Origin of the sequence: Chitinimonas prasina (assembly GCF_030160395.1) — a bacterium.
GTDB classification, from domain to species: domain Bacteria; phylum Pseudomonadota; class Gammaproteobacteria; order Burkholderiales; family Chitinimonadaceae; genus Chitinimonas; species Chitinimonas prasina.
The window spans coordinates 40,757-64,176 of record NZ_BSOG01000007.1 but is presented as its reverse complement, the minus strand read 5'-3'; the positions used below and the strand labels follow the sequence as shown (position 1 = coordinate 64,176).

General features: G+C 61.7%; 19 protein-coding genes. 8 read left to right on the top strand and 11 right to left on the bottom strand.

Translation table 11 applies throughout. The features are described from left to right. Positions 1-105 precede the first annotated feature (105 nt). On the bottom strand, positions 106-2,940 hold the full coding sequence (locus tag QQK16_RS19715; RefSeq protein WP_284198208.1) for a valine--tRNA ligase: 2,835 nt from the start codon (positions 2,938-2,940) through the stop codon (positions 106-108). Between the two features lie 127 nt (positions 2,941-3,067). On the opposite strand from QQK16_RS19715, the gene QQK16_RS19710 reads away from it, so the two are divergent. Both QQK16_RS19710 and QQK16_RS19705 read left to right on the top strand, forming a co-directional pair. Continuing rightward, on the top strand, positions 3,068-4,075 hold the full coding sequence (locus tag QQK16_RS19710) for a FecCD family ABC transporter permease (protein WP_284198207.1): 1,008 nt from the start codon (positions 3,068-3,070) through the stop codon (positions 4,073-4,075). A 96-nt stretch (positions 4,076-4,171) separates the two neighbouring features. Then, the gene (locus QQK16_RS19705) at positions 4,172-5,389 is read left to right on the top strand and encodes a YHYH protein (protein WP_284198206.1); all 1,218 of its coding nucleotides are present in this window, start codon (positions 4,172-4,174) and stop codon (positions 5,387-5,389) included. Between the two features lie 161 nt (positions 5,390-5,550). Here QQK16_RS19705 and QQK16_RS19700 read toward each other — a convergent pair whose 3' ends face one another. Together QQK16_RS19700 and QQK16_RS19695 are read right to left on the bottom strand one after the other, a co-directional pair. Continuing rightward, positions 5,551-6,612 (bottom strand): WD40/YVTN/BNR-like repeat-containing protein, encoded by a 1,062-nt coding sequence (locus QQK16_RS19700; protein ID WP_284198205.1) that lies wholly within the window; start codon positions 6,610-6,612, stop codon positions 5,551-5,553. 1 nt (position 6,613) lies between these two features. Then, positions 6,614-6,877, bottom strand: coding sequence for a MoaD/ThiS family protein (locus QQK16_RS19695; RefSeq protein WP_284198204.1), 264 nt, complete (start codon positions 6,875-6,877; stop codon positions 6,614-6,616). Positions 6,878-7,142: 265 nt separating this feature from the next. Between QQK16_RS19695 and hemH the strand changes: the two genes are divergently transcribed. Continuing rightward, positions 7,143-8,231 carry a ferrochelatase gene (gene hemH, locus QQK16_RS19690; RefSeq protein ID WP_284198203.1) on the top strand — a complete coding sequence of 363 codons (1,089 nt, stop codon included), beginning with the start codon at positions 7,143-7,145 and terminating at the stop codon, positions 8,229-8,231. A 154-nt stretch (positions 8,232-8,385) separates the two neighbouring features. On the opposite strand, the gene QQK16_RS19685 is transcribed toward hemH, so the two are convergent. The 6 genes from QQK16_RS19685 to QQK16_RS19660 form a co-directional block, all read right to left on the bottom strand. Next, positions 8,386-9,492, bottom strand: coding sequence for a hypothetical protein (locus QQK16_RS19685; protein WP_284198202.1), 1,107 nt, complete (start codon positions 9,490-9,492; stop codon positions 8,386-8,388). Beyond that, positions 9,489-11,999, bottom strand: a complete 2,511-nt coding sequence (locus tag QQK16_RS19680) for a hybrid sensor histidine kinase/response regulator (protein WP_284198201.1) — start codon at positions 11,997-11,999, stop codon at positions 9,489-9,491. The genes QQK16_RS19685 and QQK16_RS19680 overlap by 4 nt, the downstream gene beginning before the upstream one ends. A 132-nt stretch (positions 12,000-12,131) precedes the next feature. Further along, complete coding sequence (locus QQK16_RS19675) at positions 12,132-12,764, bottom strand: LysE family translocator (RefSeq protein WP_284198200.1); 633 nt, start codon at positions 12,762-12,764, stop codon at positions 12,132-12,134. 194 nt (positions 12,765-12,958) lie between these two features. Then, positions 12,959-13,369: a hypothetical protein gene (locus QQK16_RS19670; protein ID WP_284198199.1), complete on the bottom strand. Its 411-nt coding sequence runs from the start codon at positions 13,367-13,369 to the stop codon at positions 12,959-12,961. 248 nt (positions 13,370-13,617) lie between these two features. Next, positions 13,618-15,501, bottom strand: coding sequence for an arginine decarboxylase (gene speA, locus QQK16_RS19665; RefSeq protein ID WP_284198198.1), 1,884 nt, complete (start codon positions 15,499-15,501; stop codon positions 13,618-13,620). Between the two features lie 72 nt (positions 15,502-15,573). Next, positions 15,574-17,580 carry a UvrD-helicase domain-containing protein gene (locus QQK16_RS19660; RefSeq protein WP_284198197.1) on the bottom strand — a complete coding sequence of 669 codons (2,007 nt, stop codon included), beginning with the start codon at positions 17,578-17,580 and terminating at the stop codon, positions 15,574-15,576. A gap of 250 nt (positions 17,581-17,830) precedes the next feature. Here QQK16_RS19660 and QQK16_RS19655 point away from each other — a divergent pair, with 250 nt between their 5' ends. From QQK16_RS19655 to QQK16_RS19640, 4 genes are all read left to right on the top strand, one after another. Beyond that, the gene (locus QQK16_RS19655) at positions 17,831-18,619 is read left to right on the top strand and encodes a substrate-binding periplasmic protein (RefSeq protein WP_284198196.1); all 789 of its coding nucleotides are present in this window, start codon (positions 17,831-17,833) and stop codon (positions 18,617-18,619) included. Between the two features lie 335 nt (positions 18,620-18,954). Continuing rightward, positions 18,955-19,188 carry a 50S ribosomal protein L28 gene (rpmB, locus tag QQK16_RS19650; protein ID WP_284198195.1) on the top strand — a complete coding sequence of 78 codons (234 nt, stop codon included), beginning with the start codon at positions 18,955-18,957 and terminating at the stop codon, positions 19,186-19,188. Between the two features lie 17 nt (positions 19,189-19,205). Beyond that, positions 19,206-19,361, top strand: a complete 156-nt coding sequence (gene rpmG / locus QQK16_RS19645) for a 50S ribosomal protein L33 (RefSeq protein WP_072427662.1) — start codon at positions 19,206-19,208, stop codon at positions 19,359-19,361. Between the two features lie 112 nt (positions 19,362-19,473). Further along, a complete protein-coding gene (locus QQK16_RS19640; RefSeq protein WP_284198194.1) occupies positions 19,474-19,848 on the top strand; it encodes a sirohydrochlorin chelatase in 375 nt (124 codons plus the stop codon). 16 nt (positions 19,849-19,864) lie between these two features. Here QQK16_RS19640 and QQK16_RS19635 read toward each other — a convergent pair whose 3' ends face one another. Continuing rightward, entirely contained in the window at positions 19,865-20,401 is a 537-nt protein-coding gene (locus QQK16_RS19635; protein WP_284198193.1) for a cysteine hydrolase family protein, read from the bottom strand. Positions 20,402-20,489: 88 nt separating this feature from the next. Next, positions 20,490-21,377, bottom strand: a complete 888-nt coding sequence (locus tag QQK16_RS19630) for a LysR family transcriptional regulator (RefSeq protein WP_284198192.1) — start codon at positions 21,375-21,377, stop codon at positions 20,490-20,492. A 313-nt stretch (positions 21,378-21,690) separates the two neighbouring features. Between QQK16_RS19630 and QQK16_RS19625 the strand changes: the two genes are divergently transcribed. Continuing rightward, entirely contained in the window at positions 21,691-23,373 is a 1,683-nt protein-coding gene (locus tag QQK16_RS19625) for an MFS transporter (protein ID WP_284198191.1), read from the top strand. Positions 23,374-23,420: the final 47 nt, after the last annotated feature.

Below are 23,420 nucleotides of genomic sequence, written 5' to 3'. Positions count from 1 at the left end.
ATCGTATTTGCAGCTACCACAGTCCCGGCTATGCGCCGGGTAAAGCCTAGCTTGCCATAAAAAAAGCGCGCCACTAAGGGCGCGCTTCCCGCTACAGGGTCAAACTCAGGCCAGCTTTTGCAGCTGGGCCCGCATTTTCTCTACCGTTTCGCTGAAGTCGGCCAAGCGCTTGCGCTCCTGCTCCACCACGGCTGCCGGTGCCTTGTCGGCAAAGGCCGGGTTGGCCAGCTTGGCATTGGCCTTGGCAATTTCACCATCCAGCCGCGCCACTTCCTTGCTCAAACGCGCCCTTTCGGCCTCGCGGTCTATCTCGACCTTGAGCATCAGGCGGGTGCCGCCGACTACCTGTACCGGTGCATCGTCGGCCGGCAACTGCGCCACCACCTGCACCTCGCTGAGGCGACACAGCAAGGTCAGGTAAGGACCGAACTCGGCCAGCTCGGCCGCAGTCCCTTCCAGGAACAAGGGCACCCGTTGCGACGGCGACAGGCTCATCTCGCTGCGCAGGGTACGGGCCGCCATGGTCAAGGCCTGGAACTGGGCCATACGACTGTTGGCCTGCTCGTCTATCTTCTCGACCTGCGCCAGTGGCCAGGCCGCCAGCATCAGCGACTCGGTCTTCTTCGCATTGGCAAACGGTGCTACGGTCTGCCACAGCTCTTCGGTAATGAAGGGGATGATGGGGTGAGCCAACCGCAAGGCCACTTCCAATACCCGGACCAGAGTGCGGCGCGTGGCGCGCTGCTGTGCCTCATCACCTTGCTGTATCTGCACCTTGGCCAGTTCCAGATACCAGTCACAATAGGCATTCCAGACAAACTCATAGATGGCCTGCGCAGCCAGGTCGAAACGATAGGTATCCAGCGCCTCTTTCACCGCCATTTCGGTCTTCTGCAGCTCGCCGATGATCCACTTGTCGATGAAGCTGTAACTCAGCGGCAGGCTTTCATCCTGGCCGGTATCCTGGCCTTCCACGTTCATCAGCACAAAGCGGGTGGCGTTCCACAGCTTGTTGCAGAAGTTGCGGTAGCCTTCGGCACGCTTGAAATCGAAGTTCACATTGCGGCCCAGGGTGGCATAGCTGGCCATGGTGAAACGCAATGCGTCGGTACCGTAGGCCGGTATGCCCTCGGGGAACAGCTTCTCGGTGGCCTTGGCAATCTGCGGGGCCTTCTCAGGCCGGCGCAGGCCGGTGGTGCGCTTGCCCACCAGCTCAGGCAAAGCAATGCCGTCTATCAGGTCGACCGGGTCGATGACGTTGCCTTCCGACTTCGACATCTTCTTGCCTTCATGGTCACGCACGATGCCGTGGATGTAGACATCCTTGAACGGTACGCGGCCCATGAAATGGGTACTCATCATGATCATCCGGGCAACCCAGAAGAAGATGATTTCATAGCCGGTCACCAGTACACCGGACGGTACAAAGGCATTCAGGGCCGGGTTGGCGGCATCCTGCTCGGCGTCGCCGGTCCAGCCCAGGGTGCTGAACGGCACCAGGGCCGAGCTGAACCAGGTGTCGAGCACATCATCGTCGCGGCGCAGCACCTTGCCACCGGCCTGACGGACGGCATCCGCCTCGTTGCGGGCCACATAGACATTGCCTTGCTCGTCATACCAGGCAGGGATCTGATGCCCCCACCACAGCTGGCGGCTGATGCACCAGTCCTGGATATTCTTCATCCACTGGTTGTAGGTATTGACCCAGTTCTCGGGGATAAACCGGACCTGGCCGCTTTCCACCGCCTCGATCGACTTCTCGGCAATGCTCTTGCCGGTCGGATCACCCTCACCCACCCGTGTCATGGCCATGAACCACTGGTCGGTCAGCATGGGCTCCAGCACCGAACCGGTACGGTCGCCACGGGGCACCATCAGCTTGTGCGGCTTCACTGATTCCAGCAAACCCTGGGTCTCCAGGTCGGCCACGATGGCCTTGCGGGCCACATAGCGCTCCTTGCCGGCATAGCCGGCCGGCAGCGGGATGCTGCCCTGCACGCTGCCATCAAAGCCGAACAGCTGCGCCTCATCCAGGATATGGGCGGTCAGCGACATCACATTGATCAAGGGGAAGCCGTGACGCTTGCCGACCTGATAGTCATTGGGGTCGTGTGCCGGGGTCACCTTCACCACGCCGGTACCGAACTCCTTGTCCACGTATTCGTCGGCAATCACCGGGATGTCACGATCGCACAGGGGCAGGCGCACCCGCTTGCCCACCAGGGCGGTATAGCGCTCATCCTCCGGGTGCACCATCAGGGCTACGTCACCCAGCATGGTTTCAGGCCGGGTGGTCGCCACGGTCAGGTGGCCGCTGCCGTCCACCAGCGGGTAGCGGATATGCCACAGATGGCCGTCTTCTTCGGTGTTCTCGACTTCCAGATCCGACACCGAGGTACCCAGCACCGGATCCCAGTTCACCAGCCGCTTGCCGCGATAGATCAAGCCCTGCTCGAACAGGCGGACAAACACCTCGGTCACGGTTTCGGAGCGCGCACCATCCATGGTGAAGTATTCACGCGACCAATCCACCGAGCAGCCCATGCGGCGCATCTGGCTGGTAATGGTGCCGCCGGATTTCTCCTTCCACTCCCATATCTTGCCGACAAAGGCTTCGCGGCCCAGGTCGTGGCGGTTGACTTTCTGTTCGGCCAACTGGCGCTCCACCACAATCTGGGTGGCAATGCCGGCGTGGTCGGTACCCGGCAGCCACAGGGTGTTGTGGCCTTGCATGCGGTAGTAGCGGGTCAGGCCATCCATGATGGTCTGGTTGAAAGCATGGCCCATGTGCAGCGTGCCGGTGATATTGGGCGGCGGCAGCTGGATGCTGAAGGACGGGACCGATGTGTCCATGCTCGGCTTGAAATAGCCGGCCTGTTCCCAGGTTTGGTACCAGCGGCGCTCAATGTCACCGGGTTCGAAGCTCTTGGCGAGTTCCATGATGCGAATCTGTCTGCGTTGCGGAAGGTGCCGATTATACGGGCAAATCTGCAATCGCCAGTGTCGGGCAGCAGCCTGATGCATAGCCGGCATGACGGTTATTGGGCCGGGCAGGTAACATCGCCCCATGTCCTACCTCCCCCTTCCCTCCCGGCGCGCACCCAAGGCCCTGGCCCTGGGCGCGCTGGCGCTGGTATTGCTGGCCCTGCTGGCTGCCGGCAGCGGCGCCATCGACATCCCGGTGAGCGAGATTCCCGCCCTGTTGTGGAGCCGCGCCAGCGACGACCTGCGGCAAACTTGGCAGAGCGTACTGCTGGATGTCCGGCTGCCACGCATCCTCCTGGCGCTGGCAGTGGGCGCGTCCCTCGCCGTGGCAGGCTGCGTGCTGCAAGCGGTGTTTCGCAATCCCCTGGCTGAGCCCGGCCTGATTGGTGCCTCCAGCGGCGCGGCCCTGGCCGCCACCCTGGCGCGTGTCATGCTGCCGGGCATGGCCGTTGCCCCCGCCGCCTTTGCCGGTAGCCTGATGGCCACCTGGCTGGCCTGGGCCATTGGCCGGGGGCAGGATGCCGGCCGTCTGCTGCTGGCCGGGGTCGCCATCAATGCACTGGCCGGCGGCGGCCTGTCACTGCTGACCTATCTGGCCGATGAGACAGCATTACGCGGCAGCACCCTGTGGGCGCTGGGCAGCCTGGCGGGTGCCGGCTGGATGCAGCTGGCCTGGCTGCTGCCGGTGCTGGGCATCTGCCTGGCGCTGATGTGGCGCGAATATCGCGCGCTGGATGCCTTGCTGCTGGGCGAGCGTGAAGCCTGGCACTTAGGCTATGAGCTGACCGGCCTGCGCCGTCGCCTGGTGACGCTGAGTGCGCTGACCGTCGCGCTGACGGTCTCGGTCTGCGGCGCCCTGGGCTTCGTCGGCCTTATCGCCCCCCATCTGGCGCGGCTGCTGCTGGGCCCGAGTCACCGCCACCTGCTGCCTGGCTCAGCACTGCTGGGTGCAGCCTGCCTGCTGGTCGCCGACTGGCTGGCCCGTACCGTGGTGGTACCGTCCGAACTGCCCATAGGCGCGGTACTCAGCGTGGTGGGCGCCCCCTTCTTTCTGTTCCTGCTGGTCAGGGCACGTAGGCAGGTCGCCTGACCTTCCCTGTGACCCTAGTTCGAGCTGTGCCTGCTCTCCATAGTTGCCCCACATTTGGTGCTTAGAGTCTGGGACTACATCATGGAGGACGCCGCTATGCCGCTCGCACACCTGCCCCGCCTGCTGGTTTGTCTGGTCAGCGCCGGACTGACCGTCCAGGCCCACAATATTGATACCAATCAGGTCTCAGACACCTATCTGAGCGCCATCATCGTGCCGGACGAGGCGGAGATAGGCAGCACCACCCAGGTCTGGCTGGGCGCGCTCTATGGTGGACAGTGGTTTCTGCGTAATGCAAGCGGCGGCTGGCAGGCTTTCGAAGGCAGCTACCCGGTAGCGGTACCCAGCCTCACACTCGGCCCCGTCAATGCCATCGATATCAACCAAGGCCTGGATCTAACCAGCCTGCCAGGCCTGGAGGTGTACCTGGGCTATGGCAGCAGCGTAGCCGCCTTTAACAACACCCCCGGTCACTTGCGCAAAGTACACACGGTCACGCCGGCCGGCTCGGCCGGACTATCCGCCGCGGTCGATGTCACCCGCTTGCCCATGGGCGACGGCAAGATCAGCAGCAGCCCTACCCGAGGCAGCATCTGGGCCTGCACGACCACTGGCGGTGGGGGCGGCGCCAGCCAGGCAGGCCCGTGGATACGCGGCGATGGCACCTATGACCTGACCGCCAAGCTGTCGGTCATCGGCTCGGTACCCTGGAGCGGCAGTTTCAGCGCCGTCGTCAGTGGCAGCAGTCGTATCCTCAGCGGCAATGGCCTACCCGGCCACACCACGGGCAGCTATCCCATTGCCAGTAGTGATCCGGCCTACCAGTATGACCGCAACCCCAACAGCATCAGGGGCCAAACCGTCAGCCTGACCCTGCCGGCCCTACCTCAGTTGGCAGCAAGCAGCAGTTGCCTGCCTGGGGGCGCCATCGGCATCCTTACCAGCGGCGTGGTGATCTTCAATGGACTCGACGGCGAGAACCGCGATGCAGTGGCACACGAGGTGCAGGATCGTTGCCAAGGCCATCCCGAACGCAACGGCAGCTACCACTATCACAACATCAGCACCTGCATTGCCGAGAAGTCAGAACCCTCCGAGCACTCGCCGCTGGTCGGCTATGCCTATGACGGCTTCGGCATCTATGGCCGCTATGGCGAGGGCGGCAAACTACTCACCAATGCCGACCTGGACGAGTGCCACGGTCACACCCACACGCTGGACTGGGACGGCCAGCAGCGCAGCCTGTATCACTACCATGCCACCTGGGAGTACCCCTATACCCTAGGCTGCTTCCGCGGCAACCGGGTAAGGTAGTCGCCTGAGCATCAGTCCCTCCCAGATCGGTTGCGGGCGAGTGCAGGGGTGGGAGTCAATCAAGGTGGCACCGCGGCCTGAGTTACCTCAAAGGGCCAACACCCGGGGGCCCTGCGCGGCACGTTTGCACCCTGCATTGTTTGAACACTACATGCAGGCTCTCAAGCAAAACTCACACAGGCTATAGGCGGCAGCTCGGCCGACAGCCTCAGCCAGCTCTCGCCCGCATCCTCACTCAGCCATAGCGAACCGGTGGTGGATGCCATGGCCAGCCGCAGGCCCTGATCGTCCACCGCCAAACCATGCCGATAAACCAGATGGAAAGCCGGTGCAGCTGGCAAACCCAGATTAAGCCTGTCAAAGTGACGACCGCCATCGCGGGTACGCAGCACATAGAAGTCGCCTTCCAGCGGTATCCGACGGTCATCAGCCGCCGCCGGAACAAACCAGGCAGTGTGTGGATCAAGCGGGTGGGCCGCCACGGCAAAGCCGAAATTGGACAGCGGCTCGGCAGGCCATATTTCCTCCCACTTGCCCAGATCATCCTGCGTGACAAACTGGCCGTTGTGATGCTGGCACCAGACCGTTTGGGGCACCGCGCGGCACTGCGCCAGTCTGTGGGTGTCCTGTATATCGGGGTCTTCCTTGGATTCGGGCGGCATATAAGCCGCCCATAAGCCGGTACTGGCGTTTTCCCAACTGCGCCCAGCATCGCGGCTACGCAAGACACCACCGCAGGAGATGCCCACCACCAGCCAGTCCGGGTCACGCGGGTCAACCAGGATGGAATGGATGCCGGGGTGGTCATACCCACCGCCAAACCATTTGGCCCGCTCGGGTCGCTGCCACAGGCTTTCCACCAAGCTCCAGCTACGCCCAGCATCGGTAGAACGGAACAGGCCCGCCGGTATGCCACCTGCCCATAGCGTACCGTCCAGGCCAGCCACTAGCGTCCAGATCAACTCCAGCACAGGCGCGCCTTCCATCCCCGTAGCAAAGGCCGGCATTTCCAGCTCGGTCCAGTTGGCGCCGCCATCATCACTGGCATGCAGCTTGGGGCCGAAGTGGCCATCCTGCAGCGCCGCATACCAGCGCCCGCCCGTGGCCAGCACCGCCGACACTGCCGTACCCAGAAAATGCTGGCCCAGCAACTGCCAGCCGTCCGTCCCCCTGCGGTAAACCAGCAGGCCTTTGCGGCTGCCTATCAAGAGCGTGTCCTGCATCTCATCCTCCCGAGAGGGCTTGCATTACATAGATTTCAGCGTCATCCGCCACGGTGCTGTCCAGCGCGTCGCGACGCAGCTCGCCATCGATAAACAGGGCCACATGCTTGCGCAAGCTACCTTGCTCATCCAGCACATAGCCACGTAGCTGCGGATACTCCCTGAATATCAATTCCAGCGCGGCACGCGGCGTGTCTGCCGACACCGTCAAGGCAGCGGGCGGTGCATGGCGGCGCAGATGCGGGGTGAAGGCTAGTTTGGGCATGTCCACTTTATAGACTAAGAGCCTATTTTGGACTTACAGCCAGCGTAGGCACGACGCGACCAACTCAAGCGCCCGGGTAACCCAGGTGCTGACTATTGCAGCAACTGCAGCCGCGGCTCTCCTTTGAACTAGCCACACCGTCCGCCAGCGGGGAACCGGGGAGCTCAGGTAAGAACCAGATGCCATACTCGCCCGCCCCGACTGCAGCGCTTGGCGCTATCATGGTGACCAGCGATCCCGTCTTGGACAAATACGCGACAAAACCATGCCCTATCTGACTGAACCCGAATTCCGCCATGACCAGCCCCGTCGCCTCGGCATACTGCTGATCAACCTGGGTACGCCGGCGGCCCCAACTGCTGCTGCGGTGCGGCCCTACCTCAAGCAGTTCCTGTCCGACCCACGGGTGGTGGAGATACCCAGGCTGGCCTGGTGGTTCATCCTCAACGGCATCATTCTCAATACCCGACCCAAACAATCGGCCGCCAAATATGCCAGCATCTGGACACGTGACGGCTCTCCCCTGGCGATCTACACACGCCAACAGGCCAAGCTGCTGCAAGGCTATATGGGCGACGCAGGGCAACAGGTGGTAGTGGAATGGGCCATGCGCTATGGCCAGCCCAGTGTGGCCGACAAGCTGATGGCACTGAAGGCCGCTGGCTGTGATCGGGTACTGGCCGTTCCGCTCTACCCCCAGTACGCCGCCTCCAGCAGCGGCAGCGCCATGGACGCGCTGGCCGACGCCATCAAGGCCTTGCGCAACCCGCCCGAGCTGCGCATCGTCAAGCAGTTCCACGACAGCCCGGCCTATATTGACACGCTGGCGCGACGGGTACAGAGCCACTGGGCCCAGCAGGGTCGTGGCGATCACCTGGTGATGAGCTTCCACGGCATTCCTCGCTTCAGCCTGGATAAAGGCGACCCCTACCATTGCCAGTGCCATAAGACAGGCCGCCTGCTGGCTGAGCGGCTTGGTCTGAACAAGGATCAGTACACCGTCGCCTTCCAGTCGCGCTTCGGCCGCACTGAATGGCTCAAGCCCTATACCAGCGAGGTACTGCAGCAACTCGGCACGCGCAAGACCGGCAAGCTCGATGTGATCTGCCCTGGTTTTGTGGCCGACTGCCTGGAAACCCTGGAAGAAATCGCCATGGAGGGCAAGGAGACCTTCCTGACCGCAGGTGGCGGCCAGTACCGCTACATCCCGGCGCTCAACGCCGAACCTGATTGGATCATTGCCCTGGCCCGTATCCTGGCGCCCCACCTGGGTGGTTGGCTGGAGCACCAGGAAGACCAGCAGGCCACCACTGCCCGCCTGAGCCTCGCACGGGCACTGGGCGCAAAGCATTGATGTAATAGCCTGTTCAAAGCCTTTTCGCCACGTCCGGCGCGAGGCGAAAAGACGTTGAACAGGCTCTAAGGCCGACCAGATCAGCTTGCAGGCAGCCCACCCAGCACAACGGCCGCATCGCGGCCGTTGTGCTGATGCTGGCCGGGTTAGCCCATCAGGCCTGGCACTTGGCCTGAGCCTGCTGCGGTGTCAGGTTGCGGATGGAGGTATAGAACAACTCGCAGGTCTGTACCTTGTCGGTCACCTGCCACTTATGGGTACAGGTATTGAGCGTGGCCGTCGGGTCGCTGGTCGGCTGCCCGCCCATGGTTGCCTGCCAGCAGGCGGCGGTAATGTCTTGCCCCATCACCTTCAGCCCCATGGCATCAGCCTTGGCCTGGTCGCCGCCATAGTTGGCCGGATCTGCCGCATACCAGATGTAGCTGGGGTGGTTGGAGCCCAGTACCGACACACTCTGGCCCGGCGCCGCAGTAATGCTGCCCAGCCCCAACACACTGAGGCTCACGCCGTACTGCGATTTGATCCAGTCCCGCACCGGCCCACCAAAGGCCACCATGGGCTTGCTGGGGCCACCGGCGCTGCCCGGCGCCGTTAGTTGCGCCACCATGCCGGCTTGATAGTCGGTGAAATAGCCGTAGATGTTCTCCAGCGTACTGCCGGCACTGGCTGGCGCGGCGATGGGAGCAATGTCGATGATAGTCTGATAGCCCGGCGTGGCATTCTTGGCCACGCCATTGGTTTCCAGTAGGCTGGCCCAGCGATCGGTAGTGGCCGACTCCAGGTAATCCTGCGCGCGTGTCAGTGAATAATCCGGCGGAAAGTGCAACAACTCCACGCTCTTGCGGTTCTCCAACGCCATGCCCAGAGGCAGGAAGAAATACCAGTTGTAGGCCCATTTACCATCGGCATTGGCTTTGCTGGCGCCGGTATAGGCCAGGTCGCCAGTCTTCAGGAGCGCTTTCAGGGGCTTGTCGTAGCCTTGTGGCACGCCACGGAAGGTCGCGTGCACGCGACCCTTGCTGATGGTGGCCTTGACCTTGGCATCGGTGTAGCCATCACGCTGCAGGCTCTGCCCCAGGTAATGCTCCACCGTCTGCTGCAAGGTCCAGTTGCGATAGCAGATCACATTGCAGTTGTTGGGGTAGGCAAACAAGCGGATGACCCGCTCCTTGCTCCCCAGGTCTACCTTCACATCCTTGGCGTGGGCGGCCTGCACAAGCAGCATGCCGGCGACGACCATCATCCCTGTTTTCCAGCTCATACCGTCTCCTCTATGGGGGGGTTAGTTGCGGTGGGTAAAACGCTGTCCAGCGCCTGCATCAACGCCTGCAATGCCACTACGAAATCCCGCAGCGCCTCGCTGTATTCGTGCTCAGGCTCGGCACTGGCCAGTTCCAGTGCCAATGCACGCTGAGTCAGTTCGGACGCGCCCATATAGTCGGCAACCGACTTCAGTGTGTGGGCAATGCGATGGACTTCCTCATGGTCGCCGGCCTGAGCTGCCTGCATGATGCCCTGGGCCGTGGCCGCATGATTGCGCCGGAAATTGCCGAGGATGGAGAAATAGCGCTCGCGCCGGTTATTCAGCCGACGCAAGCCCACCGCCAGGTCTATGCCAGGGAACACCGGCAAAGGCAGCACATTGTCTGCCTCGGCAGGGCCGGACGGCAAAGGCTGCGGCGCTCGCCCCATCCAACGGGCCAGCATGGCACACAGGAGATCATGGTCCAGCGGCTTGGTCAGGTAGTCGTTCATGCCGGCGGCGATACAACGCTCACGATCGCCTGACAGTGCATGCGCCGTCATGGCAATGATGGGCAGTTGGGCCAACCTCGCCACTTCGCGCAAACGCCGGGCGGCACTGAGGCCATCCATGATGGGCATCTGTACGTCCATCAGCACGGCATCAAAAACCTGGGCCGAAGCCAGGTCCACCCCCTGCTGCCCATTCTCGGCCACCGTCACCCTGACCCCGGCATCGTGCAGATAGGCCTCGGCAATCTCGCGATTGATGGGGTTGTCTTCCACTAGCAGCACATGGGCCCCTTGCAGCGCAGTGGCTTCCACCGGTGTTGCCGAGGGCGGGTTGCGCGGCTCGGCTGCCGCCAGCGGCTCGGCTACCTGCAAATCCAGGCTGAAACTGAAGCAACTGCCCTTGCCAGGCAGGCTGTCCACCCACAACTGCCCTCCCATGGCCTCCACCAGCTGCTTGCAGATGGCCAACCCCAGCCCGGTACCACCGTACTGTCGGGTAATCGATTCATCGGCCTGGGTAAAGGCATCAAACAAACGGTTGATCTGCTCGGCATTGAGCCCGATACCGGTGTCGCGCACGTCGAATTGCAGCCGCGCCGTCGCGCCATCCAGCAGCACCAGATGGATACCGACCCTGACCTCGCCCTGATCCGTGAATTTGACCGCATTACTCACCAGGTTGGTCAGTATCTGCCCCAAGCGCAGGGGGTCGCCCTGCAATGCACCCGGCACGTCCTGGCTGACCATGATATGCAGATCCACCCCCTTGGCCTCAGCGCGGTGTTGCACCATGGAGCAGACACTGTCCAGCACCTCCTCCAGGCTGAAGCGTACATGCTCCAATTGCAGCTTGCCGGCCTCCACCTTGGAGAAGTCCAGAATGTCGTTAATGATGCCCAGCAAGGCATCGGACGAAGCCCGTATCTTTTCCAGGTAGTCAACCTGGCGGGGGGTCAGCTCTGTGCGCAGGGCCAGGCGCGTCATACCCACAATGGCATTCATGGGGGTACGTATCTCGTGGCTCATCCGTGCCAGGAAATCCGACTTGGCCAAACTGGCTTGCTCGGCCTCCTGCAGCGCCAGCTCCAGCGTGCTGGTCCAGTACACAAAAAAGCGATAGCCCAGGAAGGACATGGACAACAGCAGAATGGCCAGTACCCAGTAGACCGCCGAGGCCGCCTCGTTGGTCAGCCGTGCCGCGTGCCGCAAGGCCTCCACCTCGCTCATACCTGCGTTGGGCAGGCTGGATTGTCGTGCCAGTACAAAGGACAGCAACAAAAAGCTCAACACCCCTGCTACCAGGATGCCCGCCGCCATCAACACCCGTTGCTGGTCATGGTTGCCATCGGCCACCGTAGTGAAATGCCTGTCACGCCAACGCACCACCGCCGGGCTAACCAGGGCCAGCACCGGTGCCACGGTCAGCAACAACTGCACAAAGCCCCCCAGCCACCAGCCCTGCCAGTTGGTGAAGGCATCGTGCATGCCTATGGTGTTGGTATGGGTCCAGACAAAGGAGCCGCTGGCGCCCAGGATGCCGGACACAAAGGCCAGCAGCGCAAACAGCATGATGGAGTTGAGCGAGCGCAAGTCATAGGAGATGGGCACGGCCCGATAGACCACGGTAAATACCGCCAGCGCCAGCGGATCGGAAAATGCAAACAGCACGGACCAACCCAAGGGCATGCCGGAATAAACGGCCAGTACCAAGGTAGAAACATAGGCCGGTATGGCACCCCACCAGAAGCCAAACCACAGCACCCAGAAGGCGCAGATGGTCAACGGCGGGTAGGCCGTGAGATAGACATCCACCCCACCAAAATGCAGGGGCAGACCGGACCACTGATAGACGATGGAGGCAATGCCCAGCCCCACACAGGCTAGCAAGGACAGACACCAGGCTGCCATCAAACCCTGGGTCGGCCGCTTGTCCCATTGTGCACGCACCTCGTACAGGGGCAGGTGGCGGTAGACGACACTGAATACTTCGTGGGCACGACTGGGCGTATACAAGGGGGTTTCCTCATCCTGGCGCCGGTCACTCGCCCACGTCATCGCAGGTCAAGGCACATTCCGGTCATGGCTCTTTCTAGCAGAGACGCCGGCCAGGTGCGAGGAAATGCAAAAAGTAACGTACGCGGTGCGCTATCGACGGCTATCTGCAGCCAGGTGCAAAGCCATACCACCCAGTACCGTCGCCATCAGCCATCGCTGAAGGCGCACAAAGCCGGGCCGGTGTTGCAGCAAGGCCGCCACCCTGCCCGCCAGGCTGATCAGTGTCAGGTGTACGCTCATGCTCACTGCTATCTGCACGCAACCCAGCAGCACACTCTGACCCAGCACCGAAGCCCCTTGCGGGTCGATAAATTGCGGCAGCATGGAGACATAGAAGATGGCGATCTTGGGATTGAGCAGATTGGTGAACAAACCCGTCAGGAACAGCCGGCGGTCACTCTCAGCCGGCAAGGTCCTGATTTCGAAGGGACTGTGTCCACCAGGTCGGATGGCCTGCCACGCCAGGTAGGCCAGATAGGCCGCGCCGCCCCAACGCAACAGATCATAGGCCAGCGGCACCGCCAGCAGCAGGGCGCTTAGGCCTAGGGCAGCACTCAGCATGTAGATCAGGAAGCCCAGCACCACGCCGGCCAGCGAGACATAGCCAGCCCGCCGCCCCTGGCAGAGCGAACGCGACACCATATAGGCCATATTAGGGCCGGGTGTCAGCGCCATCATCAAGGCCAGCAAGGCAAAAGAAAACAAGGCTTCTGGGTTAAGCATGACAGGCTCCGCACATGAGGACGGCATAGCCTAGTCGAGCCGCAGGCTTCACACCCGATACAGTGCGCTGCAGCAACAGGCGCCTGTCTGAACAGGCCATGCACATCGGTGACTCAAGATCGGTGCAGACGGGATTTCTACGTTGGGTTGCAAGACCCCGTAGCGAGGTTGGGAAACCCATCCAGGCCGCGCCGTCACCGCCAGCGACGGCGGTCGTATTCCATCAGGCTCAGGCCGCCCAGATAGAAAATGGCGATAGGAGGAATCAACAGAAAACCCAGCAGGGCCGCCGCCAGCTGCAACGTGGGCTGCGACAACGCCAGCAGCAGGCCCCAGTAGCACATGTGGCCGCAGCACAAGGCCTCGTTGGCCCATACCACCACGGCGGGAGCAACGTTCATGTCGTCGTCGTCGGGCACGATGGGCCAACGGGAATAGGCCAACAACAGCACCACCGCCAAACCCATCAACAGGCGGATAAAATCGGCCAATCCCAAGCCCCCTGCCGCCAGCCAGACCAGCGCCAGCAGCAGGTTACCCACGGCCAGGCCGTGGTTGATGCAGCGCGCTGGATAGGACCAACGCTGAGGCGAGGGCTTGTCCATACCCACACTATAGGCAATGGATAAGCAGCCGCCAGCAGCACCTACCCCAGCTGTTGCGCGTGCCTGACGTGCCAGCACGTCACCTCGAGCGTAGCGAGGTTCCCCGCCTGCGGGCGGGGCTAGGGGTGGGAATCAATCAAGGGAGCGCCGCTGCTTGAGAGTGCCAGGCAGGTTAAGCACCCGGGTTCCCCGGGTGCCGGATTAGCAGGTGGCCGCACTCCAACTGCCTGCCAGTGCAGAAAGGCGCCCTACGCTGCCAGATAGGCCGAGCGGGTCAAGCCCAGGCGCAGGGCATCCAGATAGGCGGTCCGCTCGGTTTCGGTCAGCCCTGTCGCACCCGCCACCTTGTCACGGTAGTGGGTCATCAGTTCAGCCGGCTCCAGGTGCACATAGCGCAACATGTCTTCTATGGTGTCGTGGGTCTCAATACCGTCATGCCGTACGGTGCCGTCGGCATCCATATAGACATTGACCGAATCAGTATCGCCAAACAGGTTGTGCATATCGCCCAGTATTTCCTGGTAGGCACCCACCAGGAACACCCCCAACAGATAGTCCTCGCCCGGCTTGAGCACATGCACGGCCAGATTGTTCTCTATGCTCTGGCCATCAACATACTGTTTGATCTTGCCGTCGGAATCACAGGTCAGGTCCTGCAGTACAGCGCGCCGGGTAGGCGTTTCATCCAGTCTGTGCAAAGGCAGGATGGGCAGTACCTGGTCTATCGCCCAGGTATCGGGCAGCGACTGGAACACCGAGAAATTGCAGATGTACTTGTCGGCCAGCTTGTCGTTGAGCTCGTCAAACACTTGGCGGTGCGAGCGCTGGCCTGCCAGCAACTGGCCCTGCAGACGGCGGCAGATGGCAAAGTAGGCCTGCTCGGCCAGGGCCTTCTCGGCCAGGGTCAGCTTGCCTTCGGCAAACTTGGCCGATACTTCGCTCATATAGTGGGTGGCGCGATAATAGGTCTCGGTCGCCATCTCCAGCTCAGTCTGGCCCAACAGCTCAAACAGCCAGCGTATGACTTCGGGCAGGGTGGCAATATCGTCCACCTGCGGGTTCTCGTCGTGGTGGCGCTCCACATCGGTCACCTGCATCACCAGCACGGCATGGTGCGCCGTCATGGCGCGGCCGCTCTCCGAGAAGATGTGCGGATGCGGCAGATCGTTGTCGTCGCAGAATTCCTTGAGCATGGCGACCACCGTACCGGCGTAGTCATCCATGTCGTAATTGATGGAGCTGGGATTGCGGCTATGGGTGCCGTCATAGTCCACCCCCAGGCCGCCGCCCACATCGACCACCTCAACCGGCAGCCCCAGGGCCCGCAGTTCGCCGTAATAACGTATGGCTTCCTTGAAACCGGCCTGGTAGTCGGCCAGGTTGGCAATCTGGCTGCCCATGTGGAAGTGCAGCAGCCGCAGGCTGTCCTTGAAGCCAGCGGCGCTGAAGCGCTCCACCACCGTCAACAGCTGAGCGGCCGACAGGCCGAACTTGGCTTTTTCGCCACCGGTATCGGCCCACTTGCTGGAAGCCAGCGAGGACAGGCGCACGCGCAGGCCCACATTGGGCTGCACACCCAGGCTGCGGGCCTCGTCGATCACGAAGCCCACTTCGGACTCCTTCTCGATCACGATAAATACGCGATGGCCCAGCTTCTGGCCCATCAGGGCCAGGCGGATGAACTCCCTATCCTTGTAGCCATTGCAGACGATGGTGGCGCCACGCGGCGCCAGCGCCAGCACAGCCATCAGCTCAGGCTTGGAGCCGGCTTCCAGGCCGATGGCCGCATCAGCGGTGGCGATGATGGACTTGACCACCGCCTCCTGCTGGTTGACCTTGATCGGATACATGGCGGTATAGCGACCCTTGTAAGCCAGCTTGGCGATGTTCTCGTCAAAGGCACCGCACAGGTCGCGCACGCGGTCTTGCAGAATATCGGGGAAACGAACGATCAGCGGCAGGTCCAGGCCGGTCTTTTCCAGCTGCCCCACCAGGGTGTGCAGGTCCAGCGCATGGCCACCGGCGCCATGGGGCCGAACCAGCACGTGGCCGGCTTCGTTGATGTCGAAATAACCAGCACCCCAGTGACGGATGCCATAGACAGCGCGACTTTGCGCAACGGACCAGCTCATAGCGGTACTCCAGAGGGTGGCGGTGATGCCGCCTATTGTTTCGTTGGGTAATCGAATTGTAACCGCAGATACTCAGTTAGCTGACTTGCCATCCAGGCCGGCCAGCAGGTTGGCGAGCTTGGCGCGGCCCTCCTGCTTGCTGACCACCACATTCTTTTGCCCTGCCAGGCGGCCACTGATGCGGATATCGTCCTGCGGCAGCTCCAGCAGAAAGCGGCTGGGCTCGACGATACTCCACTCCCCTGCCCGCTTGCGCTTGCCGCAATAGGTAATGGTAAGGCTGCGCTGCGCTCGGGTAATGCCCACATACATCAGCCGCCGCTCCTCCTCCACCATGCCGCCATCAATGGACTGCTGGTGTGGCAGGATGCCTTCCTCGCACCCCACCAGAAAGACATGGCCGTACTCCAGCCCCTTGGAGGCATGCAGGGTGGAGAGCCGCACGGCGTCGACCTCTTCCTCGCTACGCCCCTCCAGCAGGGTGATCAAGGCTATTTTCTGCGCCATGTCGATCAGGCTGTCGCCGTTTTCCTCGGCCCGCTTGTCGAACCAGGCCACCAGCTCCAGCACGTTCTTCCACTTGGTCTCGGCCGGCCGGGGCTCGTCCGTCTCATACAGCCAGGTCTCGAACTCGATGGCCGTCAGTATCTCTTTCAACAAGGCGCCGGCCGGCTCACGGTTGGCGCGGCCGGCGATACGGTTGATAAAGCCGCAGAAAGTCTGCAGGGCTTCATACTGCGCCGCCTGCACCAGGCCCTCCAGGCTGGGCATGAACACCGCCTCGAACAGGCTGATCTTGCGCTCGGCCGCCAGGCCGCCCAGCTTCTCCAGCGTCACATTGCCTATGCCGCGCTTGGGTGTGGTGATGGCGCGGATAAACGCGGGGTCGTCGTTCTGGTTGGCGATCAGCCGCAGGTAGGACAGCACGTCCTTGATCTCGGCCTTGTCGAAGAAGCTCTGCCCACCGGCAATCTGGTAGGGAATCTTGTGGTTGCGCAACTGGCTTTCCAGTATCCGGGCCTGGTGGTTGCCACGATACAGGATGGCGTAGTCACTGAACTGGGTACGGTTCTCGAACTTGTGGGCGAGCAGGCGCATGGCCACCATCTCGGCCTCATGCTCCTCGTCCTTCATCTCCACCACGCTGATGGGGTCGCCTATGCCCAGCTCACTCCACAGCTGCTTCTCGAACAGCTTGGGATTGTTGGAGATCACCGCGTTGGCCGCCTTCAGTATGCGGCTGGTGGAACGATAGTTCTGCTCCAGCTTGATCACCTCCAACCGCGGAAAATCCTCTTTCAACAGGTTGAGGTTCTCCACATTGGCACCGCGCCAGGCATAGATACTCTGGTCATCGTCCCCCACCGCAGTGAACTTGCCATGAAAGCCGGTGAGCTGCTTGATCAAGCGATACTGGCAGACGTTGGTGTCCTGGTATTCGTCTATCAGCAGGTAACGCAGCTTCAGCTGCCATTTGGTCAGTATCTCGGGCTCACGATCAAACAGCTCCACGGGCAGTCGTATCAGGTCGTCGAAGTCCACCGCCTGATAGGCAAACAGGGTGTCCTGGTAAGCGCGATAGACGCGGGCGATGCGCAGCTCGCCATCGCTCTGGGCCGAGGTCAGCGCCATGTCCGGGCTGACAAAGTCATTCTTCAGGCGTGAGATGGTGCTGACTGCGCCGCGTATTTCGTCCTTATCGGTGGTCGCCAGGATATCGGACACGATCTTCATCGCATCGGCGCTATCGAGTATGGAAAAGCGCGGCTTGTAACCCAACGCCGCATGTTCCATCCGCACCAGCTGCAAACCCAGCGAGTGAAAGGTCGATACCGTTAGCCCCTTTAGCCGGCTGGCATCCATCAAATGCCCCACCCGCTCCTGCATCTCGCGCGCCGCCTTGTTGGTAAAAGTGATGGCGGCGATATTGCGGGCATCGTAGCCCGCCTGCTCGATCATGTAGGCGATCTTCTGGGTAATCACCCGGGTCTTGCCCGAACCCGCACCGGCCAGCACCAGCAAAGGGCCGTCCAGATGCCGTACAGCGGCTTGTTGCGGGGAATTGAGCTTGTGCAGCATGAAGGGGCAAGTCCTTGAAGGGGCGCGGATTTTAGCATGCTGGCGCAGCATAGCCAGACGAGATGGCATTTCTGCCCATGCTGCCTAAACTCATACGACACCCATGTGACAAGCAGGGGCGTACAGCTGCGTCAGTTTCCTCGCCAGGCGGGCAGATGACCACACCGCCTGACGGGCAACGCCGGTTTGTAGACAGCCCCTTGATAACGCGCCGGAACCAGGAATACCAACCTAGAACAGGAGCAACATCGTGTACCAACGCCCCCACCGCTTGCTGACCGGCCTCCTGCTGGCCGCCCTGCTGCCTGTCGGCATGGCCCAAGCCGCCGACAAACCTGCCAGCATCAATATCTGTACCGAAAATGAAGAATCCTACCCCTGGCTGCTGAAGGATAGGCCAGGGCTCAATATGATCATGATGCGCCAGGTAGAAAAACAGCTGGGCACCAAGATCGAGATCAAGACACTGCCCTGGAAACGCTGCATGGAAGAGGTCAAGGCCGGCACCATGGATGGCTTGTTCAAGATCAGCTTCAAGGCCGACCGCATGGACATAGGCCACTATCCGATGACAGGCGACAAACCCGACAGCAGCAAGCGCATGCTGGATGACAGCTACAGTCTCTACCGGCTCAAGGGTGGCAAGCTGGAGTGGGACGGCAAGGCCATCAAGAATGCCGACGGCGCCGCCATCGGCGCGCAGGCCGGATTTTCCATCGTCGACCAACTCAAGGGCCTGGGTGTGCGGGTGGACGATGGTACCCGCAGTGCCGACGACAACCTGCAGAAGCTGGTTAACGGCCGCGTAGCCGGAGTGGCGCTGCAGACCCTGGAGGGCGATATCAGCATTGCCAGCAAGCCTGAGCTGGCCGCCAAGCTGGAGAAGGTCAGCCCACCCCTGGTGGTGAAGCCCTACTTTCTGATGCTGTCCAAGCCCTTTGTGGCCAAGTACCCCGCCTTTGCCACCCAGGTGTGGGATACCGTCGCCGCCGTGCGTGAATCCGCCGAGTACAAGAAGCAGGTCCAGCAGTTCAAATAGCTGCCGGCTCGCCCGCCAGTGCACAAATCAGACACTGGCGGGCCGCCCCGGCAGCCGCCCTCAAGTGCTGCCTGCGCCCACACCGGCAAGGCCGTAGCACGGCCCTATGGCGCCGATCGCGTCCGTAGCCATACCCTGCGCAGCACTGTCCGAACTGCCGCCACACCCCATCTGTCCCGCCTTAAGCACTGAATGCAAAAGCGAAATTGACACCGACATACAAAGTGGCTATAGTTCGGCCTCTTTTGCGTGACCGCCGCCTGTCGCGACGAGCTATCAGCCTCGCCACAAGCCAGTCGAAGAACATTTTTCAGTAAATCAGTCGGGAGTCCAAAATGGCTCGAGTATGCAAGATCACCGGCAAGCGTCCGATGGTCGGGAACAATGTTTCCCACGCCAACAACAAAACCAAGCGTCGTTTCCTGCCTAACCTGCAATATCGCAAGTTCTGGGTAGAAAGCGAAAACCGTTGGGTGCGCCTGCGTGTTTCCAACGCCGGCCTGCGCAACATCGACAAGCTGGGCATCGATGTGGTGCTGGCTGACCTTCGCGCCCGTGGCGAACTGTAATCCGGGAGAGATGAATCATGCGTGAAAAGATCAAGCTGGAATCGACCGCAGGCACGGGTCACTTTTACACCACCACCAAGAACAAGCGCACCATGCCGGAAAAGATGGAGATCAAGAAGTTTGATCCCGTCGCCCGCAAGCATGTTGCCTACAAAGAAACCAAGCTCAAGTAAGCACGGTTTCCGCTCAAGTCAGCCGACACTTGAGCGCTGGTGATGCATACTCGCAAGCCCCCGCCTCGTGCGGGGGTTTTGTTTTGTCACGCAAGCCGCCATCATGGCAACCATGACCCAACACGCCATCATCCTGTTCGCCCACGGTGCCCGCGACCCCTTGTGGGCAGCACCCTTCGAGAAACTGGCCGCCCTGGTGGCGGCACGCCGCCCGGATCATCTGGTGCGGCTGGCGTTTCTGGAGCTGATGACACCCAATCTAGCCGATTGCGTGGCCAGCCTGGTAGCCGAGAATATAGCCAGCATGACCATCGTACCGGCCTTTATGGCCCGCGGCGCACACCTGCGACGGGATCTGCCCTTGCTGGTGGCCGCACTGCGCGAGCAACACCCCCACCTGCAAATCAGCGTCACCGAGGCGCTGGGCGAGACCGATGCCGTCCTGGGCGCCATGGCCGACTGGATAGCAGCCAGCCAGGACGCATGAAGCGCCGCAGCAGGCACTACTGAAAGGCAATCTCCGCCGTAGGCAGTGCCACAATCTCCGGCCCGAAACTGGTGATATCGGGCAGCGTGGCATTGTGGTGGGTTCTTATCTGCAAGGCCGTGGCGTGGGCCTTGTCATGGGTGGTGTGGGCATCCGCCGCCAGCACCACCGGAAAGCCCAGTGCCGCCGCACGGCGGGTGGTGGTATCCACACAGAACTCCGTGGCATAGCCACAGATCACCAATCGCGACACACCATGCTGCACCAGCAACTCGGCCAACGGGGTGCGCAGGAAGGCATCGGGCGTGGTCTTGCGCACTACGATATCGCCAGTCATCGCCAGCAGATCTTCCTGCAACTGCCAGCCCTCCGAGCCATGCGCCAGCGCGCTGCCCAGGCGTTCATGCTGCACCATCACCACCGGCATGCCCGCCTCGCGCGCACGGGCAGACAGCTGATTGATGCGATCCACCACGGCATCCGCCTCATAGGGATGCGGCAAGGGATCGAACAAACCGCGCTGGACGTCGATGATCAATAGGGCAGATTTCATAGGCTATGTATGTCCATCAGGTTGGTCAGGCGTATGCCCTCAGGCATGCGATGCCGGCGATGATACCGGAGCGGCGCCGCACTCCCGGTTACAAACCACGCTCCGGCCAAACATCCCGCAGTATCTCCAGCAGTAGCCGCACCAGCACATCGTCGGCCATTTCGGCGGGGTAGATAAAGGACAGCGGCACGGTGACCTCGGCGTCGCCCCATATCCACAAACGCCCCTCCTGCTCTGCCGCCTCGGCCACATCGCGCCGCAGCATGCACAGGCCCAGCCCGGCCTCTACGCACACCAGCATGGCCTGCTCCTGGTCCACGTCGTAGACCTTCTTGGGGGCAATATTGTGTTCACGCCAGATATCGGCATGCAGCTTGGACAGGCTGGAGAACTGGGTAGCGCCCACCCAGGGCTGTCGGCCAAGCGTACGCCAGTCGCAACCCTGCAGGGTTTCGCGCCAGGCAGCAGGCGCTGCCACCACATAAGGTAGCTCCTCCAGCGTCAGGGTATGCACCGTCTGGTAGGGGTTCTTGCCGATAAAGAAACCGGCATCCAGCTCCTTCTTGCGTACTTCGTTGAGTATGGAGCCGGATATGCCCTGCAAGGTGCTCAGCTGCACCAGCGGATAGCGCTGCTTCAGCAAGGCCAGCATGGGCCCCAGCCGCAACAGCTCCGGGCTAAGTATGGTACCCAGCCGCAGCTTGCCGCTGAGCTGCCCCTTGAGCGCGCGGGCCTTGTTCAGCATTTCGCGGCTGCCGGCCAGTATCCGCTCTGCCTCCGGCAGCAGCAGCTTGCCGGCCTCGGTCAGCTGCACCCCGGCCGAACTGCGCTCGAACAGGCTGATGCCGGTTTCCTCTTCCAGCGCCTTGATCTGGGCGGTTACCGCCGGCTGGCTCAGATGCAGTATCTCCGCCGCCTGGGTCAGGTGGCCCTGCTGCGCCACCGTCACAAAGGTGCGCAGTTGGTAGATTTCCATTGCTCACTCCAGGTTTTCTTATCTGCCTATTGTGCAGCTTGCCGCAGACCCACGCCATCAGCGAAATCTATCAGCGCCATCAGTACCATTGCGCATTCGCCCCCGAAACCCGCACCAATACTGGGTTTATCGCACTGCAGCATCGCTCGGCAAATGGCGCGTATCCGAATTTGCGATTGGATGGGTATTGGCAAGCAGGCGTAGTTTTGCGCCACGACACCGGCCGGGCCTGCCCGCAGCGTGATCACCATGGCCCACCAGAGGCCGCAACCTTGATGGGCGTAAGCCCGCCAGAGAAGATGGAGACATTGCAATGACAGATATCGCCAACGCGGCGCCCGGCGTGCATGCCGAGCCCAGGCCAATGACCCGAGAAGAACGGAAAGTGATTTTCGCCTCTTCGCTGGGCACGGTTTTCGAGTGGTATGACTTCTACCTGTACGGCTCGCTGGCCGCCATCATCGCCAAGCACTTCTTTGCCGGCGTCAACGACACCACCGCCTTTATCTTTGCCTTGATGGCCTTTGCCGCCGGCTTTGCAGTACGGCCTTTCGGTGCCATCGTGTTTGGTCGCCTGGGCGACATGATAGGCCGCAAGTACACCTTCCTTGTCACCATCCTGATCATGGGCCTGTCCACTGCCATCGTCGGCATCCTGCCCAGCTATGGCACCATAGGCATTGCGGCACCCATACTGCTGATCACGCTGCGGCTGCTGCAAGGGCTGGCACTGGGTGGTGAGTATGGCGGTGCAGCCACCTATGTGGCCGAACATGCACCTCATGGCAAACGCGGCCTCTACACCAGCTTCATCCAGACTACCGCGACCCTGGGCCTGTTCCTGTCGCTGCTGGTGATCTGGCTCTGCCGCAATGCGCTGGGTACCGAAGCCTTCCAGGAATGGGGCTGGCGCATTCCCTTCCTGGTCTCCATCGTGATGCTGGCTGTATCGGTCTATATCCGCATGCAGTTGCACGAGTCGCCCGCCTTCAAGAAGATGAAGGAGGAAGGCAAGCACTCCAAGGCACCGCTGACTGAGTCGTTCGGCCGCTGGCCCAACCTCAAGATCGTGCTGCTCTCGCTGTTCGGCGGCACCGCCGGCCAGGCGGTGGTGTGGTACACCGGACAGTTCTACGCATTGTTCTTTCTCACCAAGACCCTGGGAGTGGAAGCGGACAGGGCCGACCTGCTGATCGCCGTCTCGCTGGCCATTGCCACGCCGTTTTTTGTGATTTTTGGCGCCCTGTCCGACAAGATAGGCCGCAAGAAGATCATCATGGCCGGCTGCCTGATTGCCGCCATCAGCTACTTCCCCATCTTCAAGGCGCTGACCCACAACGCCAACCCGGCGCTGGAGTCTGCCATCGCCCGCGCACCGGTCAAGGTCGTGGCAGACCCGGCCAAGTGCGCCTTCCAGTTCGATCCCATAGGCAAGGCGACCTTCAAGCAGTCCTGCGACATCATCAAGTCGGCATTGGCCAAGAAGGGCATACCCTACGAGAACGTGGCCGCGCCTGCAGGCACCCTGGCAACTGTCAGCGTGGGCGAAACCGTCATTACCAGCTTTGAAGGCGAAAACCTGGACAAGGATGCCTTCAAGGCCCAGGCCGATGGTTTCAACAAATCGCTGGGCGGCGCCCTGACCACCGCCGGCTATCCCGCCAAGGCCGACCCGGCCAGCATGAACACCCCCATGGTGGTGACGCTGCTCACCATCCTGGTGATCTTCGTGACCATGGTGTATGGCCCCATCGCGGCCTGGTTGGTCGAGCTGTTTCCGACCAAGATACGCTACACCTCGATGTCCCTGCCCTACCATATCGGTAATGGCTGGTTTGGCGGCTTCCTGCCTACCGTGGCCTTTGCCATGGTGGCAGCCACCGGCGATATCTACTACGGCTTGTGGTATCCCATCCTGTTTGCCCTGATGACCTTCGTCATTGGTTGCCTGTTCGCACCAGAAACCAAGGACAGGGATATCTACGCCAACGACTGAGCCTGAGCCTTGGCAGGGTGGCGCCCCTGAACGGAGCCACCCTGCCG